Genomic DNA, 17914 nt, shown 5'->3' on the forward strand with positions numbered 1-17914 from the left:
AACACTACGCTAATTGAATGGTTAACCATGAAATAAGTAGTTTGTCATGTTAGACACAAAAGATAAATTTAAGAATTCAACTTATACAATTCAAAAAGTAATCAAATTAGAAGCAGATCAAAGTAACTTTTTTACAAACGGACTTGCAAGTGTGTGATGACATCTTTGTTGTCTATAAAGGTTTTCGCTCAGACGAGTAATCGCAGCTCCAGTCCCATCGTGAAAAACACGCTACTGCCGAGATTCGCCGTTTATCATTTGAGGTCTTTTTGAACATCCTTTTACAGTACCAGGCTTGCTGCACCTATTATCATGGCATTCCCGCCAAGTGATGATAATTCAATCTTTACATCTTTATTAATTTTATTTACATTGCTTTGAACCTGCTCACGGATATCTGTCAGAAACGGTGACAATGAGCCGGATACCCCGCCTCCCAGAATGATTTTTTCCGGATTAAACATATTTGTCAGCGTTGTCAATCCAATTGCTACATTTTCTACATACTGATTGATGATAAAAGCTGCATTCTCGTTATTAGCTAAAGCTTCTTTAAAAATTTCCTGTCCTTTCTTCACCTCCTTAAAAGTTTCAGCATATAGTTCCTCTAACGCTGTACCGGAAGCATATGCCTCAAAACAGCCCTGGTTTCCACATGGACATTTCCTCCCGTTTGGGTATAACACCATGTGACCAACTTCTCCTGCGGCTCCAGAATGACCGCGCTGAAGTTTTCCATCTGCTATAATCGCTCCTCCAATCCCTGTTCCCACCGCTACACAAAGAAAATTATTTACACCCTTCCCTGCTCCAAAGAATTGCTCTCCCAATCCCATTGCCTGCACATCATTAACAACTGCAACGCACTGCCCTGTCGCTTTTTCCAGCCAAGTTTGAATCGGCAGACCCTGCCAATCGCTGAACGTTTCCGTTGCCGAAAGCACCGTGCCGGAAAGTCCAATCTGTCCTGCAGATCCAACACCTATACCTGTTGTATTTTCGTCATAGAAGAAAGGTAATTTCTCTGCAATTGTTTGGAGAATTTTCTCTCCATTTTCATTTTTTAAGGTGGTAAATTCCTCCTTTTTTAAAATCAAACCATCCTCTTGGACCAATCCAATTGCTATCTTTGTGCCACCAATGTCTACTCCTATTGCATTTCTCATTTTCTTTTCAGTCTTTCTGCAAATTTTCTGGTAATTAATTGTGGTCTTGTAATCGCTCCTCCAACGACAACAAATGCCACACCAATATCAATTGCCTTTTTCGCTTTTTCCGGGGAATCAACATTTCCTTCTGCTATTACAGGTACTTTTAACGTATTTACTAGGCTTTCCATTAAATCAAAATCCGGTCTGGGTCTTCCTTTTGTATCCTCTGTATATCCGGATAACGTTGTCCCCACCATATCGCATCCCAGGGCTTCTGCCTGCACTCCCTCTTGAAGAGTTGCTACATCTGCCATTACCGGCTTATTTAGATCCTTTTTTATATACTCAATTAATTCTGGTAATTTTTCTGATCTTGTACCATTTGTTGCATCAACAGCTATGATATCGGCCCCAGCATCTGCAATTAGTTTTGCATCTGCTTTTGTTGTTGTAATAAAAGCCTGAAAGCCTGGATATTCCTTTTTTAAAATACCGATAATCGGTAAATCAACCTTCTTCTTAATTGCCTTAATATCATCTGGTCCATTCGCCCGAATACCTGCAGCCCCGCCTTCTTTTGCTGCCAGAGCCATCGAAGCCATATGAGATGAGCCATGAAGCGGCTCACCCTCTAAAGCTTGACAGGATACAACTAATCCACCTTCTAATTCTTTTAACATTTTTCCACCTGACCTTCTCTTCATTTGTACACAATGCTCATTTAAAATGCATTACAAAAAATCTAAACTCTCCTTTAATGAAGTTTTTTTATCTGTTCAGTGTTTTTAAGATTTCATGTAAAGGCATATCTGTCATTGAATTTAATTTTAAATGATAATTCTCAAAAGGTAATGCAGCGGTAACTGGATTCGGAATAATAACTGTCGGGAGGTTTACTTCCTGTGCAGCAATTAATCCATTTAGAGAATCTTCAAAAACTACTGCTTCCTGAGCTTCTAAATCTAATTTTTCAAGTGTTTTTAAAAAGATATCCGGTGCCGGTTTCACCCTTTCTACCATGTCCTGGGTGACCAGAAAATCGAAATAAGAAAGCAAATTTAAATTCGTTAAATGTGTTGTTGCCCATTCAGTTGTTGAGCTTGTTGCCAGAGCAATCGTTAAACCTTCATCTTTCGCTTCTTTCAGATAATCTGTCACGCCTTCTCTAGCTTTTGCATCGCGGACAAATTGACTGTGCAGTTTTCTGGCCTCATTACGAATAGAATTAACATTCAGACGATTGTCCAATTCATTCTGCAGATATGAAAAAAGAACAGTATCATCTGACCCTACACATTTCACAAATTCTCCCAGGGGTAAATCAAATTGGAATTGACTCCGGAGAACCTCCTTATAAGCATCGAACCAAGCAGTTTCTGTATCTAGAATCAGTCCGTCAAAATCAAATATAGCTGCCTTAATCATTGTCTTCCTCCTTTAAATATGTGTTCAAAAACATTGATGGCTTTTGGAACATCCCTTTCATTTCATTTTAAAATTTTTCGCTTCAGCGTTTGCTCCATTAATACCCAGCCTTCTTCACAAGCAGGTTCCGTAAGATATGGTTCAAACCCGTAATTTAAGTACATATTAATAGCTTGAAAACTTGTTGTCTGGGTAGTGAGATATGCTTGGGTATGATATTCAGCTAAGGTATTCATTGCCGCTGTCATTAAAGGCTTGGCAAGCTTTTTACCTTGATACGCCGGAGTGACGCCTACCCAATGAATTCTGCCTGCTATTTCTCCATCCCCTTTTAAATCACCATACCAGGCAGTAGTTGTTGCTATTTCTTCTCCATCTTCTGTTTCAATAAACAGACAGCGCTTCGTCATTTCTTCTGTAAACGAACCAAATTCCTTCTCGTAATGCTCTAATGCTGCTGCTTCGTTTTTAAACTCTTCTACACTTGTTTCAATTCGTGCCCAATGAGGTTCATCCCCTTTTTCAAAAAGTCGGATTCGATATCCATTGGGCAGAGAGAATTGAGGAATATCTGACAAATTATTTCTTACCATGGTCAGCGGGATATATTTCATTTTTTACTGCTCCTTTCTCCGTCCAGTCTTTATTAATAATATTAATAAGCTTTATCAGCTACTGCTTTTGCAGTCGCCTCTTTAAATTGAAGTGCTTTCTCTTTTAATTGGCTGGCAACTCCATTACATAGCATATCAATCACAAATAATTGCGCAATCTTTGCAGACATGGATCCACCCTGAAGCGCTGTTTCTCTTCCGCCAGTCAGCAGAACTACATCTGATATCTTGGTAATTGGTGACCGCGTAAAATGAGTAATAGATAAAATCTTTGCTCCATTTTCCTTGGCAATTTTTAAGGCATCAACAGTATCCTTTGTGCTACCGCTTACAGAAATGCCTACTGCCATATCTTCCTTTGTCAAAGTTGTTGCAGACATTGCTTGCATATGCGAGTCAACAAATGCTTCTGTAGAGCGTCCAATGCGGATAAATTTATCTCTGGCATCTGCTGCTGTATTCCCTGATACACCAACTCCATAAAAGATAATTCGTTTACTTGAAATAATATAATCGATAGCTTTTTCTAATTCACTTGTTTCTATAATACTTGCTGTTTCTTTTAAAGCCTGAATATTATTAGAGAGTGCTTTTTGAACAATAAAATGCACTTCATCCGTTTCATTAAATTCATCTTTATTTGTTTCATCAAATACATCATGAGTGGATTTTGCTACTTCTTTTGTAACAGCCATTTTAAAGGACTGATATCCTTTGAAACCCATTTTCCTGCAGAAACGCAGTACCGTTGTTTCCCCTACTCCTATACGTTCTGCTAATTCTGTTACAGTCATATATATAGTTGATTCCATATTTGCCTGCACAAAATCTGATACTTTTTTTTCGGATTTTGTAAATGTATTCTGATAGCTCGATATTTTGGCTATAAATTGAACTTCATCATGAAACTCTTTCTGTTTGTTCAATTTCATCTTCTCTCCCTTCTTCGATATCCCCAAAAACGATACAATACTGATGAAGTATATCTTTCCTGCTATTCTCTTGCATATATAGTATATCGAAATTCACACAAAGAGAAAAATGAATTTATGTTGATTGATAGGTTATAAAATTATTATAACAATAAAAATGAATATTTCCACCATTTTTTAAAAATAAAATGGAGTTTTCCTCTTTTTTATTTTTAACAACTCATTTTTTATTTAAATAAAGGGCTTCAACAAATAAAAATAGCGTCTGACCAGTTTTTAACCGAACCAGTCAGATGCTATTCCTTTTCCTTATATAACTAAATCATTCTTGCTTTTTTTTGATGCTACGTCACAATATTCAATAAAACCGTAATTGTAACTATACTGACTACCGTCGAAATAAACGTAATTGTGGATACCAGCTCCGGTTCTGTATCAAATTCAATGGCATACATTGTTGTTGTTGCTGCTGTTGGCATAGCAGAAATGATAATTAAAACAGTTCCAATCAAAGGGTCCATCGGAATGAGCCATGCAAAAATGCTTGTCAATATTGGTGCAACAATCATTTTTAAGGTAACAGAAGAAAGAACGATCTGCCAGTCTATTTTCAATGCTGTTAATGATCCTAGCTGCATACCAAGCATAACCATCATCACAGGGATAGCAGCATTGCCGACCATTTCTAATGTGGAATGTATATAGTCTGGTATGGTAATGGATTGCAATGAAAAGAAAAATGCCAGAGCTGCTGCATAGGTTGTCGGCATTTTCAATATGTTTTCCAATGCTCTCCGCATTCCGCTCGTACTTCTTGACGCATAGTAGACACCAAAGAAATTATTCTGCAATGCCTGAATCACCATGATAAAAATCGCATATGGTACAGCAGCAGTCCCGACACTATACAAAACGACAGGCAGGCCATAGTTTCCAGAGTTCATAAAGCCTGTTGAAAGGATAGCAGCACTCTCTTTATTTCCGTCCCAGCCAAAAATTTTTGCCAGTATTTTATTAATAAATACCATCACATAAAATAATAGAAACATAAAAATTAAAATAACTAAAAATCCTGAATCAAATTCTGCATCATACAATGTCACAAAAACAAGTGCAGGTGAAAGAATATACAAACAAACAGCTGACACCGAACGTACGTCTAACACACGAATACGCTGCAAAATAAATCCAGCTGCAAATACAGCCATAATCGGTAAAATAACTTCAATAAATAATAACATATGTACCTCTCCATGCTTTTTTCAATTAATTCAAGTGTATCATATCCGGTCAACTGGATTTTATCATTCGTTGTCTAAAATTCATTTTTAATACGAAAAGTTGACAAACTGGCAAAAAAAGTTCATACTAAGAAAGTTAATAAGTAACAGCTGTGATTTGGCATTCTGCAATGCTTTTTGAAAATGCTTATTCACACTGGCGCGGCTAAGGGGCCGCAAGGATGCAGCAGAAGGTTTGGGGCTGCATTGCTTAAGTTAGAAAAGATTATTTTAGAATTTTACCGCGGACAATTCCGTAAGCGTTATACGGATCAGATGGTCAGCATATCTGGCTGATTAATTTAAAATAAGCTAATAACTCAAATTAGAAGAGAATTTATATATTCTCAATTAAATATTATGTTTAAAGAGGGACATTAGCCGGAACTTTTTAAACTCATATTAAATTTAATTTTGATATCACGTGTTACTTTAATCATAAAGGGGTACTCTTTTAAGAGAGTATCCCTTTTCCAAATTACAAATGTTTTGAAAGGAGTATTTATATGCCGACAGGTTTACCTATTGGTTCAATCATCGCAATGACTGTGTTACGAAAAATAGATACTGGATATGTTTTATCTGCCTATGGAGAAGAAGTTCTCCTGCATCATAATGAAACAGAGTCAGCTTTAGAAGTGGAACAGTCTGTGGATGTTTTTCTTTATTTAAATAAAAAAGGACAAGTAAATGCCACTACATATTTACCATCCGTTACGCTTGGACTTTATGATTGGGCGGAAGTTGTGGGTGTTGTCCCCCGTTTAGGTGTTTTCGTCAACATTGGCACTTCAAAGGACATTCTTGTCTCCAAAGATTCCCTACCTTTATTCCAGGAGAGCTGGCCACGCTCTGGAGATCGTCTATATATTACCTTGCAGTTAGATAAAAAAGGACGTTTATTAGGAGTTCCCGCTTCTGAAAATATTATTGCCACCAATGTTTTCGCAGCACCGGAACAGCTGAATCAGCAAACAGTGATTGGCACAATTTATTATACAAATAAAGAAGGAGCAGCCTTAATTACGAGTGAAGGCTATCGCGGTTTTATCCATCGTACAGAAAGAAAAGAAGAGCCTCGTGTCGGGCAGGTGGTTGAAGGAAGAGTGATTGCTGTAAAAGAAGATGGTTCCATTAATGTGACACTGCGCCCATTAAAGCAGGATAGCTTATCCGATGATGCAGATGTCATTTTAAAGCATCTGGAAGCCAACAACGGCATCATCCCTTTTCATGATAAAAGTGACCCCGAAGAAATCCGGGCAACCTTTCAAATCAGTAAATCAGCCTTTAAACGTGCCTTGGGGACTTTATTAAAGCGAGGACAAATTAAACAGGAAAATGAACAAATTGTTAAAATAGATTAGTTATATAAGAGGACGTTCACACTATAATAAAAAAGCAATGTCTGCATTTCTCCACAGACATTGCTTTTTTATTACGCTTCTACATTTTTGTAAGAGTCCATAACTGCTGAAATAATGAATCCGATTGCACCTGCAAACATACAAGCGATTCCGATTCCACCAAATCCAGCTCCTGCAAAATCAACTTTCGGTGCGATTGATGCTATAAGAATTAATAAAATTCCCACCAATGCCAAGAATACATTTGGATAGTAGCCAGCATGGGATTCTTTAGAGGTCATTTTAACTAGAAAAATACTGATAAGTGCTGTAATCGCTGTTAAAATAGCTCCGAATGTGATGACTGTTTCTACCATTTCTTCACCCCGCCATTATTTAATTACACTACCTTCAGTTTACAATTGAACTATAGGAAAGTCAATATACACTAAAGCCATACGTTATTAAAGCAGTGAATTTTTTTATTTTCCTTATGCATAGAAAAGAAGTACCCGTGTTTACAGAGTACTTCCTTTCAATAAAATACCTTTATACTGTACATTAACTGCTTACAATTTTTTATTCTCTTTTAACAGCAGTGCTTTCATTTGATCTACTTCAATCTGCTGGTATACGGATTTTTCCATCGTTGGCCGATATCCGCTTACTTGATATTTCAAATATCCTTTTCCACTAAATAATTCATCCATATGGCTTTCTAATTTTAAAAAGTTGGACTGATTCATTTCTCCTTTAATAACGGATTCATCTTTTAATTCTTTAATGTCTTGAATTTCTGCATCTTCCCGTCCTATTTCACTAACCGCTTTCCCCAAAAAAATTGTTGGAACAAACAATTCAAATGAAATATTGGGTTCCATTATGGTGGTCCCTGCCTCCAATAAAGCTTTATAGAGAACATAAGGGGCTAACTTCCGGAAATCAGATGGTGTGCTTACAGGACTGTAGAATAAAGCATCTTCCAATGTAATATCTATATCGATTAAAGCCCTGCCGTATAATCCCATCTCTATTCCTTGATTAATACCTTGTTCAATTGCCCGCTGAAAAGATTGTTTTAGATAACCTGTAGTTACTAAACTTTTATACCGTATACCTAAGCCTTCATTTCCCTCCACTTTCAGCATGATTTCCGCCCAATATGAATTAATGGGCTCCTCTATTTCAATTCGTGCCCACCCCATTTTTTTCACCTTTTCCTTATATAATACTTGTGGTAAGGATAAAGACAATGTTTCAAAAGGATACATTTGTCTTAAGGTATCTTCAATGAATTCTTGTTGAACCGTGCCATAGGTCATCATACTGATTTCATTTGTCTTTGATTCAATTTGCAAATTTAATAACGGATCTTCTAAACAAAGGTTACTTAAAAGGTTTAATAAAATAAAACGTTCGTGCTCCCCAATATGAAAAGTTGTTTTTAAAGTCGGTAACTGAACTGGAATCGTTTTTTCTTCCAAAGTATTTATAAAATCTCCAATTTCAAGGTCCTCTACATCTGGCAGCATAAAAATGTCTCCGCTATTTACCTTTGCTGCCTCTACAAATTGATTGTCCTTTAAACACAATAAGTTATTAATTTTTAACTTCATCTCTTCGTTTATTTTTACATATTCTCCCCGGGACAGCTCTCCAGAAAGTAAATTCAAGTAGGTCTGTTTCCGCCCTCTAACAAATTCTACTTTATAAACGACAGCAGACTGTACATCACTTGCTTTATTCATGACAGCAGACGCCTCAGTGAGAAAGTCGAGTAACCCTCTTACGCCCAAATTTTTAATGGCAGATCCTTTAAATACAGGGTACATGTTACGCTCAAGAAATTGATGCCTCAACGCTTCCGCTATCCTATCCGTTTTTATTTTATGATCAGCAAGATATTGCGCCAACAAAAATTCACTGTTCTCAATTATTCTTTCTTTCGTTTCTATTTCTTCTATTTTGTCCATTTCTACTAGCCGATCAGAAAGCTTTTCAGACATCTCTTTTATTAACTCTTTAGAATTCGCTGTTAATAAATCTACTTTATTCACAAAAATAACTGCTGGAATACCGGCTTCAGATAAAACATCAAATATTCGTCTTGTTTGAGGCTGTAAAACATCATTACTCGATACCAAAAGAATAGCAATATCAACAACGGATAAAGAACGAATGACTTCTCCAAAAAATTCAATATGCCCGGGCATATCTAATATATTGATTTTTGTACCTTGCCAGTCTACGGAAATAGAATTGGTTTTAATGGTAATCCCGCGCTCTTTTTCTATATCTAATGTGTCGGTCAGCATATTCTCCTTTTTAATGCTTCCTTTTTGATAATCTGGATGTGCCAGACTATATATTGATTCAGTTAAAGATGTCTTCCCGGCGTCAACATGGGCGACAATTCCAACATTAATAATTTTTTTCATAAAAAAAAAGACTTCTATGGTTTTGCCAAAAAAACACTCTTGTCATACCATAGAAGTCTTTGATCAGTCCTTCTTCACAGAGTTCAAGAGTATTTCTATAAAAGCACACCAAATAAACATTAAAATCCATGTTTTTTTAGTTTACTTATAAAGAAATACCTCGCCGCATACTAATCACTCGCTTTTCATTGATAAAGCAACTTTACCGAATTTTTCTTCATCTGTCAATCCTTGCTCAAGAAATGGAGAAATTAATAGATAAGATTCAATAAGACTTTATTATCTGTTACAGATTTTTTTCTTGCTGATTATAGAATTTAGTATTTTCCTTCAGGCTGTCACTTTTCATCTAAAAAAAGCATACATTTTTTCCAAATAGAGGTATAATTAAAAAGATATGTTCTATTTCTTCAATATAAATATAAGGAGGAGTACAAATGCAAACGTTCGCAAATTATACTTATGAACGACCGAATATTCCGAAAGTAAAAGAGGATTTTTATCAAAAGCTGGAGCAGTTTCAAAATGCCGCTTCCCTCGATGCAGCAATTAATGCTATTGATGAACTTAATGCTATTAGAAATCATCTTTCAACAATGTATAATCTTGTATTTATTCGTGCTTCCATTGATACACGTGATGAATTTTATCACAACGAAAGAGATTTTTTTGATGAACATTTACCGGAAATCCAGGAGTTAGCTACAGCTTTTTATAAAGAGCTCCTGAAATCTCCTTTTGAAGGACAGCTCCGGGACAAATATGGTTCACAATTATTCGATTTGGCGGAATGCCAAATAAAGGCTTTCTCAAAAGAAATCATTCCTCTGCTGCAGGCAGAAAATAAGCTGACATCTGCTTACTCAAAATTGATTGCATCTGCAGATATTAACTTCAGAGGGGAATCTTATACATTGGCACAGCTTGGACCTTTTTCAGAGGACCCAGACCGTGAAACTCGTAAAGAAGCACTGGAGGCTCGTCAAAGCTTTTTCGCTGAGAATAAAGAAAAGCTGGATTCAATCTATGATGATTTAGTAAAAACACGCCAGCAAATAGCTGAGAAGCTGGGCTATAAAAACTTTGTCGAGGTTGGCTACCTTCGTATGCAGCGTATTGATTATAATGCTGAAATGGTCAAGCGCTTCCGCAGGCAGGTAGAAGAAGTTATTGTACCAATTGCAACAAAGCTTTATGAAAAACAGGCAAAACGAATTGGTGTAGATTCTCTGAAATTCTATGATGAATCCTTTGCTTTTTCCTCTGGCAATGCTACTCCGAAGGGCACACCGGAATGGATTATCGAAAACGGCAAGCAAATGTATGATGAATTATCGGAAGAAACCAGCGAATTCTTCCAGTATATGCTGGACCGTGAGCTGCTTGATTTAGAGGCAAAGAAAGGCAAAGAAAGTGGCGGTTATTGCACCTATATAGAAGACTATCAGTCTCCATTTATTTTCTCTAATTTCAATGGAACGTCCGGAGATATTGATGTGTTGACACATGAAGCGGGACATGCTTTTCAAGTTTATTCCAGCCGCCATTTTTCTGTACCGGAGTATTACTTCCCGACAAGTGAATCTGCTGAAATTCACTCCATGAGTATGGAATTCTTCGCATATCCATGGATGGAAAATTTCTTTAAAGAGGAAGTAGAAAAGTATAAATATGCGCATATATCTGATGCTATTCAGTTTCTTCCATACGGTGTTGCTGTAGATGAGTTTCAGCATCTCGTATACGAAAATCCTGACTGGACGCCAGAAGAACGTAACCAGGCTTGGCGTAATTTAGAAAAGAAATATCTGCCGCATCGGGATTATGATGGCATTGAAAGCTTAGAATCAGGAGCGTTCTGGCAAAAGCAAGGGCATATCTATGAGGATCCATTTTATTATATTGACTATACACTCGCTCAAGTTTGTGCATTTCAATTCTTAAAGAAATCACAGGAAAATCGCGGAAAAGCTTGGCAGGACTATATCGACCTATGTAAATTAGGCGGTTCCAAGCCGTTTTTAGAGCTTGTTCAATCGGCTGATCTGAAATCTCCGTTTGAAGAAGGAACGGTTGAAGATGCTGTTTCATTCATTGAAGATTGGCTTGATAACATTGATGATCAGGCATTGTAATGGTAAATATATGGTGAGATGCTGATGAAAATCGGCATCTCACTTTTTTATTAGTACTAACCGCTGACTACTAGGCATTCCTTTAACATTATGATAAAATAATCATAGTTTTAAGATGAAAAGGAGATTATAATGACCTATCGAGCACTTTTTTTAGATATTGATGGAACTATTTTGCAGCCCGACCATACCTACGCACCATCCACCCTGGAAGCGATTGAACAAGTAAAAGAAGCAGGTTTGGAAGTTTTTTTATGTACAGGCAGACCATTCGTTGATATTCAAAATTTAACTGCTGATTTTGGAATCACATCCTCTATTACCTATAACGGCGCCTACGCCCTTTACCAGGGAGATGTTATTTTTAACGCACCAATGAATAAGGAAGATGTTGAAAAAATGGTATCCGTTGCCGGTCAGAGTGAAAGCGAGCTTGTCCTCTACACGACAGAAAATAATTACTTTACTTCATTAACAAGTCCACATGTTGAGAGTTTTAATAGAGTATTCCAGCTGTATCAAAATAAACTATTCACTGCAGAGGTTGCTGATAAAATTATTTCTGCCTCCGCAATTAATGTTTCTGCTGATCAGATAAAAGATTTTGAAGTCACAGACGATTTTCATCTCACTAAAGTAAATGTAGAGCATGCCAGTGAATCTTATGATGTACTGCGTGCCTCTGTCAATAAAGGAGTAGCTATTGCGCAAATGCTGAATCACCTGGATATCTCTCCCTCTGAAGTAATTGCTTTCGGAGACGGGATGAATGACAGAGAAATGCTCAAGTTTGTCGGCACTGGTATTGCAATGGGAAATGCAGATCCAAGACTAGTTGAATATGCAGATTTTCAAACAACACCTGTTACAGAATCAGGTATTTTTAATGGCTTGAAAAAGCTGGGTCTGGTGAAATAATAGACACTTAAAAAAGATGGAAAAGCTTTGTCAGCTTTTCCATCTTTTTTATACATATGCTCAGTTCATTTTTTCATATTCTAATATAACAGCCTGCGTAATAGGATAATCCTGCTCTAAGCCGCTCACCTCAGTAAAAGCTGCCTTTACCCCTTTTTCCTGAATCATTTTCTGAAGCTGGACAGCTTCTTCATCTGCTGGATTATGAAATAGCAAAGCTGCTGCCATTGCTTTAGACAGATATTTTGGAGCAGCAGAGGTAAACTCCAAATACATGCTCGCCGGTCTTACAAAACGGTCTTTCGGGCCCAGCTTGCGAAGCGGCCCTCTAGCAACTCGATTTACCTCATCAGAAATGTGCGGGTTCTGGAATCTGCCGATGATTTTTTGAATATAAGCTTCATGTGTTTTTACATCAAATCCGTACGCCTCTATTAAAGCCTGACCAGATTCCTGTAAAGCTCCATTTAACATATCAAGAATCGTTTCATCCTGTAAAGCTTCAAAAATGGTTTTATACCCATGATAGCTCCCTAAATAGGCTGTTGCCGCATGGCCGGTATTTACAGTGAACAGTTTTCTCTCAATATATGGCCCGAGTTCATCCACATAGGTAATTCCTTTAATTTCAGGCAATTCACCTTGAATAAATGCTTTTTCTACAACCCATTCAAAATAGGGTTCTACCGTAACATCCAGTAGATTCTCATTCGTTTGATTCGGTACAATTCTATCTACAGCAGCATCCGGGAAGCTAAATAAATCATCGAAGCCTTCCCTGTCCACTTCATCAATCTCCTGATAGACATATTCCTTTAATAACGTACTCCCGCCAATCATATTTTCACAGGCAATAATCGCAAGCGGCTTCCGCTGGATATCTATTCTTTCAGCAAGCCCTTCTGCAATAGCCTTGGCGATAATTGGCAGGATATTCGGACCGACTGCTGTTGTGACAATGTCAGCTTCGATAATTGCATTCGTCACAGCTTTAGGATCTTTCATACTATTTATACCTGAGATATGCTGAACAGTACTGGATTCACTTGTATCATCAGCAAAATGAACCTGATAGGATTTATCCTGATTAATTGCTGTGATTACCTCATCATTAACATCTACAAAGGTAACATCATATCCGGACTGATCCAGTAAAAGCCCAATAAAGCCTCTGCCAATATTTCCGGCTCCAAAATGAACTGCCTTCATTATTCATTCACCTCATTAAGGAGTGTAATGATTTCCTCCTTGGAGGATGCTTGTATCAATTTCTCTACATTCTCTTCTTCCGAGCAAATAATAGCAATTTGCGAAAGGATTTCTAAATGCTCATCTCCTTTTCCAGCAATACCGATCAAAAGCTTCACAATGTTTCCATCGCCAAAGTCAACACCATCTGGAACAGTTACAACGGAAAGTCCTGTTGCTAAAACCTCTTTTTTCGCATCTTCTGTACCGTGCGGAATTGCTAGAGAATTCCCCATAAAGGTCGTTGCAATTTCTTCACGCTCCAGCATTTTATCAATATAATTTTCTTTCACATAGCCATTATTTAATAAAATACCGCCGACATAACGAACTGCTTCCTCCTTAGACGAGACTTGTACACCTAATTCAATATTCTCTGTGCTTAAAATTTCTTTTGCCATGGATATGCACTCCTTTGTAAAACTTGGATGTAGTATCTTTTTTTACTGTTTCATATCTGAATTACCGTTTTATGAACGGTTTTCCGCATGATAAAATTTTTCCTGAATAAATAGTTGAAACTGGTTTGTTAAAAATTGACTGATTTCTTTTTCTTCTGCTTCCTGAAGCAGCTGTACATAATGATCATCCTGGACGATTAATCCGCTGAGATAGCTTAAGATATCTAATGCTTCTTTATGTGTGGACGTTGGGGCAAGCATCATTAAAATGCGTGACACTTCCATTTTTACACCGTCCATTCCTAATAACTCTGTTTTATTTGGTAATTGAAAAATAAAGAAACCCGGGCCGTTGACAGTATCTGATCTTGTATGAAATAAAGCAAGCTGTGAACCTGGAATCCCCAGTCCGCCCTGCTCTTCCCGCCTAATAAGCTTTTCATGCAGCATATGCTTATCTTCAATGATACCGTAATGCTGTAATTGATTACAAATTAATTCTAAAAAGGCTGTGTTATTATCCTTCAGATGAAATAATTTAAATTGATTTAAGACCCGTAAAATCACATCAGAATAACGATGCATTTCTTGAAGGTTAACTAGAAAATCCCCCTCCATAATCTTATTCGTTTTAACAGATGGCTTCGGCCTTCCTGTCAAAGCAGCTTTTCTTAGAGCTGTTTTGACTTTTGCTGCCTCGTTATCTGTCAGCATCGGTGAAATATGCACATAGCTCTGACCAAGGTCCTCTAAAAGAACGGTTGAAACAATTACATCGTATTCTAAAAGCTCTGCCTGATTCAAATCAAAAATAGATTGATGCTTCGCTATCTCTATTTCTGGAAATTTACGCTCCAATTTGGAGGCAAGCATTTTTGAAGTACCAATTCCTGTTGAACAAATAACAAGTACACGAACATCCTTATGATGCTCTGTCTGAAGCAGAGTAGCTGCAAAATGCAATACGATATAAGCAATTTCTTCGTCAGGAATTTTTAAATCCGGAAACACGGAGATGACACACTCCTCAATTACTTCAAACAGCTCCAGATAATCCCGCTTAATTTCTGCCAGCATCGGATTATGAATATTCATTTGCTGCTTGATACGGTAAATAGCCGGTTTTAAATGTGTTGTTAAATCATTTAAAAAGCGGTTATTCCCCGATAAATCAATATGCAGCTGTTCTCCCACTTTGCGAATAAGCTCTTTTGCGCGATGTGCCAGATCTAAACTTGTCTCTTCCAGCAGATAGGATTGATTTTCTCTGAGCTTTGCCCCCATTAAATGCATCGTAATATAGCCAATCTCATCCTCTGGGATATCTATTGAAAATGCTTCACTAAGCCTCTCAATCAGCTTGGCAGCAATCTGATACTCCTGTTTACCCTGAATCTCCTGTTTATACACTTCATCGAAATGTATGGTATCGCCTTTTTGCAGTCTTTCAATAGCTAGTGCTAAATGAACAACAAGTCCGACATAAGCACTGTCAGCCAGATGATAAGGAAGCTCCCTGCCAATTTCCTGGACCTGTTCTTCTATTATTTCTAATTTCTTCGGATCAACAAGACCTAGTAAACGGTCAGAAATTGTTTCTCCCTTTGCTTTTTCTTCTTTTGTTTTTGTTTTTATTTTCTCTACAAATTCAAATAAATCAATATGCCGGGAGATTAAATTACTCAATATCGCCCGTTTTTTTACCTCACTGCCCTGAACCTCTACGCCATATCCTTTTTTACGGACAAGCTTCAGGTCAAAAGCTTTCATACGCTCTTCCATATCGTCCAAATCCTGTGAAATGGTTGCAATAGTCACATTTAATTCACTGGACAGAGTAAATAATTTAATTGGTTCATGGACCTGTATTAACGTATTTAATAAAATAGACTGTCTTTCCTCTTTGGATAATTCCACTCCATCCATTTGTGCAACCTTATCTCTTAACTGCTGCTTCTTTTGCACGTCCCCATAAATCGTTATACCTGAACCTGATTTCTTATGAAATATCAGCTGATACGTTGCTAATACATCTTCCAGTCTCTTTAACTCACGGTGAATGGTTCTGGTACTGACATTCAGTTTATCAGCTACTTGCTTTACTGTTTTTTCTTCTTCAGATGCTAATAAAAAGGTGAGGATATTCCGTTCACGACTGGTAAGGTACATCCCCATTCACCTCCCTTCTGCCAATAGCCCTCTCTTATAGGATGTCAAAAGTCCAACCAAAATGACACTTGAAAAGAGAAGGCTATTATCATATTATAACTGTTTCAGATGTATTAGTCTTTTAACCGCTCCACCAGTTCATCATAACGCGGACTGTTTAAGAAATTATCTACAGAGATATGCTCTGCGTCCGGACGTTTTGCCTTAGCGCGGTCTGTCAGCGTTTTTTGTGTAATAATAATATCAGCATCTTCCGGAATTTCATTAATTGCTTTATTCGTTACATCAATGTCAATTCCGCTCTTCTTGAATTTATTCTTTAACAGGGAAGCTCCCATTGCACTGGAACCCATGCCGGCATCACAGGCAAAGATAATTTTGTTCACTTCTGCTGTCTCCTTAACAGGAGTTTCTCCATTATCCTCTTCTTTATCCCCTGTCAATGAACTGCTGACACTGCTCTTCTTCCCTTTCATAGCTTCCATTTTTTCAGTGGAAGCAGTAAGGTCCTCTTCTCCGCCTTTGGAGGTCTTCAGGATAAAGGACGCAATCGCAAAGGACACTGCTGCTGCGATAATAACACTTAAAATAACTCCTACATAACTATTAGCTGGAGTCATTGCTAAGACAGCGAAAATACTTCCTGGTGAAGCAGCTGCTCTCAGCCCTGCATCAAATAATTGTAGGGTAAAGATTCCAGACATTCCACCGAAAATTGCTGCAATAATTAATGTAGGCTTCATTAAGATATAAGGGAAATAAATTTCATGAATACCACCTAGAAATTGAATAATTATTGCTCCTGGTGCGGATGCTTTTGAAACACCTTTTCCAAAGATTGCGAAGGCAAGTAAGATTCCCAGACCTGGCCCTGGATTCGCTTCGACTAGAAATAATATAGATTTTCCTGCTTCTACTGCTTGATCTGCACCAAGTGGTGTCAGAATTCCATGGTTAATTGCATTATTTAAAAATAATGCCTTAGCAGGTTCAAGAATAATGCTGGCCAGTGGTAATAACCCTGCACTGATAATTGCTTCTACACCTCGTGCTAAAGCATTTGAAAAGCTGGATACTAATGGCCCAATTCCTACTACAGCAATCATTGCAAGAATAGCTGCAAGAATTCCGGCTGAGAAGTTATTATAAAGCATCTCAAAGCCTTGACGAATCTTCGCCTGGAATAAATCATCAATTTTTTTCATCAGGTAACCCGCTAATGGCCCCATTATCATTGCTCCAAGGAACATCGGCTGCTCTGCTCCGACAATGACCCCCATTGTTGCTGTGGCACCGACAACTCCTCCACGGATACCATAGATCATACGACCACCTGTAAAACCAATCAATAATGGCAATAAATATTTAATCATTGGATCAACTAATGATGCCATATTTTCATTAGGAATCCAGCCATCCGGAATAAATAATGCAGTAATAATTCCCCAGGCAATAAATGCACCAATATTTGGCATAATCATTCCACTGAGGTTGCTGCCAAACTTTTGTACCTTTGCACGTATACCGCTATTTTGTGTTGACATGTTGTTAACCCCTTTCATTTTTTTAGATTGTTTTCTTATCTTTATTTTATTCTCTGTTATATAGGGAAAACAACCTAATCAAAATGTAACTTTGTCACGTGCTTGTTGCCAAAATACTATTAGCTTTTTAGAATCTTTTCCGGATGCGGAATAATCAGCCCTAACGCTTTCATAAATTTATTTTTTTCATACCTTACTATCATGAAATTAAAGTGAAAAATGTTATTTATCAATGTAAAAAGACATCTGTCAGATAAAGAAGCATCTTCTTCTCCAACAGAATGTCTTTATTTAATTATCTGTATTATTTTTT

The 17914-nt window shown here is 37.4% G+C and carries 15 protein-coding genes; 3 read left to right on the forward strand and 12 right to left on the reverse strand.

Annotation, left to right across the window (positions count from 1 at the left end):
- Positions 1–281: 281 nt before the first annotated feature.
- From MHH51_RS17870 to MHH51_RS17895, 6 genes are all read right to left on the reverse strand, one after another.
- The gene (locus MHH51_RS17870; protein WP_339282751.1) at positions 282–1166 is read right to left on the reverse strand and encodes an ROK family protein; all 885 of its coding nucleotides are present in this window, start codon (positions 1164–1166) and stop codon (positions 282–284) included.
- Positions 1163–1831 (reverse strand): N-acetylmannosamine-6-phosphate 2-epimerase, encoded by a 669-nt coding sequence (locus tag MHH51_RS17875; RefSeq protein ID WP_147210572.1) that lies wholly within the window; start codon positions 1829–1831, stop codon positions 1163–1165. Before MHH51_RS17875 ends, MHH51_RS17870 begins: the two co-directional genes overlap by 4 nt.
- 88 nt (positions 1832–1919) lie before the next feature.
- On the reverse strand, positions 1920–2576 hold the full coding sequence (locus MHH51_RS17880) for an HAD-IA family hydrolase (RefSeq protein ID WP_339282753.1): 657 nt from the start codon (positions 2574–2576) through the stop codon (positions 1920–1922).
- A 62-nt stretch (positions 2577–2638) separates the two neighbouring features.
- Positions 2639–3190, reverse strand: coding sequence for a GNAT family N-acetyltransferase (locus tag MHH51_RS17885; RefSeq protein ID WP_339282755.1), 552 nt, complete (start codon positions 3188–3190; stop codon positions 2639–2641).
- A gap of 41 nt (positions 3191–3231) precedes the next feature.
- Positions 3232–4122: a MurR/RpiR family transcriptional regulator gene (locus tag MHH51_RS17890; RefSeq protein WP_339282757.1), complete on the reverse strand. Its 891-nt coding sequence runs from the start codon at positions 4120–4122 to the stop codon at positions 3232–3234.
- Between the two features lie 344 nt (positions 4123–4466).
- Positions 4467–5363, reverse strand: a complete 897-nt coding sequence (locus MHH51_RS17895; RefSeq protein ID WP_339282759.1) for an AEC family transporter — start codon at positions 5361–5363, stop codon at positions 4467–4469.
- Positions 5364–5908: 545 nt separating this feature from the next.
- Between MHH51_RS17895 and MHH51_RS17900 the strand changes: the two genes are divergently transcribed.
- Entirely contained in the window at positions 5909–6769 is an 861-nt protein-coding gene (locus tag MHH51_RS17900) for a S1-like domain-containing RNA-binding protein (protein ID WP_147210577.1), read from the forward strand.
- 71 nt (positions 6770–6840) lie between these two features.
- Here the strand turns inward: MHH51_RS17900 and MHH51_RS17905 are convergent, their stop codons facing one another.
- Together MHH51_RS17905 and MHH51_RS17910 are read right to left on the reverse strand one after the other, a co-directional pair.
- A complete protein-coding gene (locus MHH51_RS17905; protein WP_147210578.1) occupies positions 6841–7125 on the reverse strand; it encodes a hypothetical protein in 285 nt (94 codons plus the stop codon).
- Positions 7126–7317: 192 nt separating this feature from the next.
- On the reverse strand, positions 7318–9186 hold the full coding sequence (locus tag MHH51_RS17910) for a GTP-binding protein (protein ID WP_339282761.1): 1869 nt from the start codon (positions 9184–9186) through the stop codon (positions 7318–7320).
- A gap of 437 nt (positions 9187–9623) precedes the next feature.
- Here MHH51_RS17910 and MHH51_RS17915 point away from each other — a divergent pair, with 437 nt between their 5' ends.
- Both MHH51_RS17915 and MHH51_RS17920 read left to right on the forward strand, forming a co-directional pair.
- A complete protein-coding gene (locus tag MHH51_RS17915) occupies positions 9624–11321 on the forward strand; it encodes a M3 family oligoendopeptidase (RefSeq protein WP_156984918.1) in 1698 nt (565 codons plus the stop codon).
- A gap of 132 nt (positions 11322–11453) precedes the next feature.
- Positions 11454–12239, forward strand: coding sequence for an HAD family hydrolase (locus tag MHH51_RS17920; RefSeq protein WP_339282762.1), 786 nt, complete (start codon positions 11454–11456; stop codon positions 12237–12239).
- 60 nt (positions 12240–12299) lie between these two features.
- On the opposite strand, the gene MHH51_RS17925 is transcribed toward MHH51_RS17920, so the two are convergent.
- The 4 genes from MHH51_RS17925 to MHH51_RS17940 form a co-directional block, all read right to left on the reverse strand.
- On the reverse strand, positions 12300–13448 hold the full coding sequence (locus tag MHH51_RS17925) for a mannitol-1-phosphate 5-dehydrogenase (RefSeq protein WP_339282764.1): 1149 nt from the start codon (positions 13446–13448) through the stop codon (positions 12300–12302).
- Positions 13448–13888, reverse strand: a complete 441-nt coding sequence (locus MHH51_RS17930) for a PTS sugar transporter subunit IIA (protein WP_339282766.1) — start codon at positions 13886–13888, stop codon at positions 13448–13450. The genes MHH51_RS17925 and MHH51_RS17930 overlap by 1 nt, the downstream gene beginning before the upstream one ends.
- 69 nt (positions 13889–13957) lie before the next feature.
- Positions 13958–16063, reverse strand: a complete 2106-nt coding sequence (locus MHH51_RS17935) for a BglG family transcription antiterminator (protein WP_339282768.1) — start codon at positions 16061–16063, stop codon at positions 13958–13960.
- A 107-nt stretch (positions 16064–16170) separates the two neighbouring features.
- Complete coding sequence (locus MHH51_RS17940) at positions 16171–17601, reverse strand: PTS mannitol transporter subunit IICB (RefSeq protein WP_339282769.1); 1431 nt, start codon at positions 17599–17601, stop codon at positions 16171–16173.
- Positions 17602–17914: the final 313 nt, after the last annotated feature.

Origin of the sequence: Oceanobacillus sp. FSL K6-3682 (genome assembly GCF_037976165.1) — a bacterium.
Lineage (GTDB): Bacteria > Bacillota > Bacilli > Bacillales > Amphibacillaceae > Oceanobacillus > Oceanobacillus sojae.

Excerpts from the sequence above, each read along its gene's own strand:
- MHH51_RS17880 (WP_339282753.1), bottom strand. The coding sequence starts at position 2,576 with ATGATTAAGGCAGCTATATTTGATTTTGACGGACTGATTCTAGATACA.
- MHH51_RS17900 (WP_147210577.1), top strand. The coding sequence starts at position 5,909 with ATGCCGACAGGTTTACCTATTGGTTCAATCATCGCAATGACTGTGTTA.
- MHH51_RS17920 (WP_339282762.1), top strand. The coding sequence starts at position 11,454 with ATGACCTATCGAGCACTTTTTTTAGATATTGATGGAACTATTTTGCAG.
- MHH51_RS17890 (WP_339282757.1), bottom strand. The coding sequence starts at position 4,122 with ATGAAATTGAACAAACAGAAAGAGTTTCATGATGAAGTTCAATTTATA.
- MHH51_RS17870 (WP_339282751.1), bottom strand. The coding sequence starts at position 1,166 with ATGAGAAATGCAATAGGAGTAGACATTGGTGGCACAAAGATAGCAATT.
- MHH51_RS17930 (WP_339282766.1), bottom strand. The coding sequence starts at position 13,888 with ATGGCAAAAGAAATTTTAAGCACAGAGAATATTGAATTAGGTGTACAA.
- MHH51_RS17935 (WP_339282768.1), bottom strand. The coding sequence starts at position 16,063 with ATGGGGATGTACCTTACCAGTCGTGAACGGAATATCCTCACCTTTTTA.
- MHH51_RS17875 (WP_147210572.1), bottom strand. The coding sequence starts at position 1,831 with ATGTTAAAAGAATTAGAAGGTGGATTAGTTGTATCCTGTCAAGCTTTA.
- MHH51_RS17915 (WP_156984918.1), top strand. The coding sequence starts at position 9,624 with ATGCAAACGTTCGCAAATTATACTTATGAACGACCGAATATTCCGAAA.
- MHH51_RS17885 (WP_339282755.1), bottom strand. The coding sequence starts at position 3,190 with ATGAAATATATCCCGCTGACCATGGTAAGAAATAATTTGTCAGATATT.
- MHH51_RS17925 (WP_339282764.1), bottom strand. The coding sequence starts at position 13,448 with ATGAAGGCAGTTCATTTTGGAGCCGGAAATATTGGCAGAGGCTTTATT.
- MHH51_RS17905 (WP_147210578.1), bottom strand. The coding sequence starts at position 7,125 with ATGGTAGAAACAGTCATCACATTCGGAGCTATTTTAACAGCGATTACA.
- MHH51_RS17910 (WP_339282761.1), bottom strand. The coding sequence starts at position 9,186 with ATGAAAAAAATTATTAATGTTGGAATTGTCGCCCATGTTGACGCCGGG.
- MHH51_RS17940 (WP_339282769.1), bottom strand. The coding sequence starts at position 17,601 with ATGTCAACACAAAATAGCGGTATACGTGCAAAGGTACAAAAGTTTGGC.
- MHH51_RS17895 (WP_339282759.1), bottom strand. The coding sequence starts at position 5,363 with ATGTTATTATTTATTGAAGTTATTTTACCGATTATGGCTGTATTTGCA.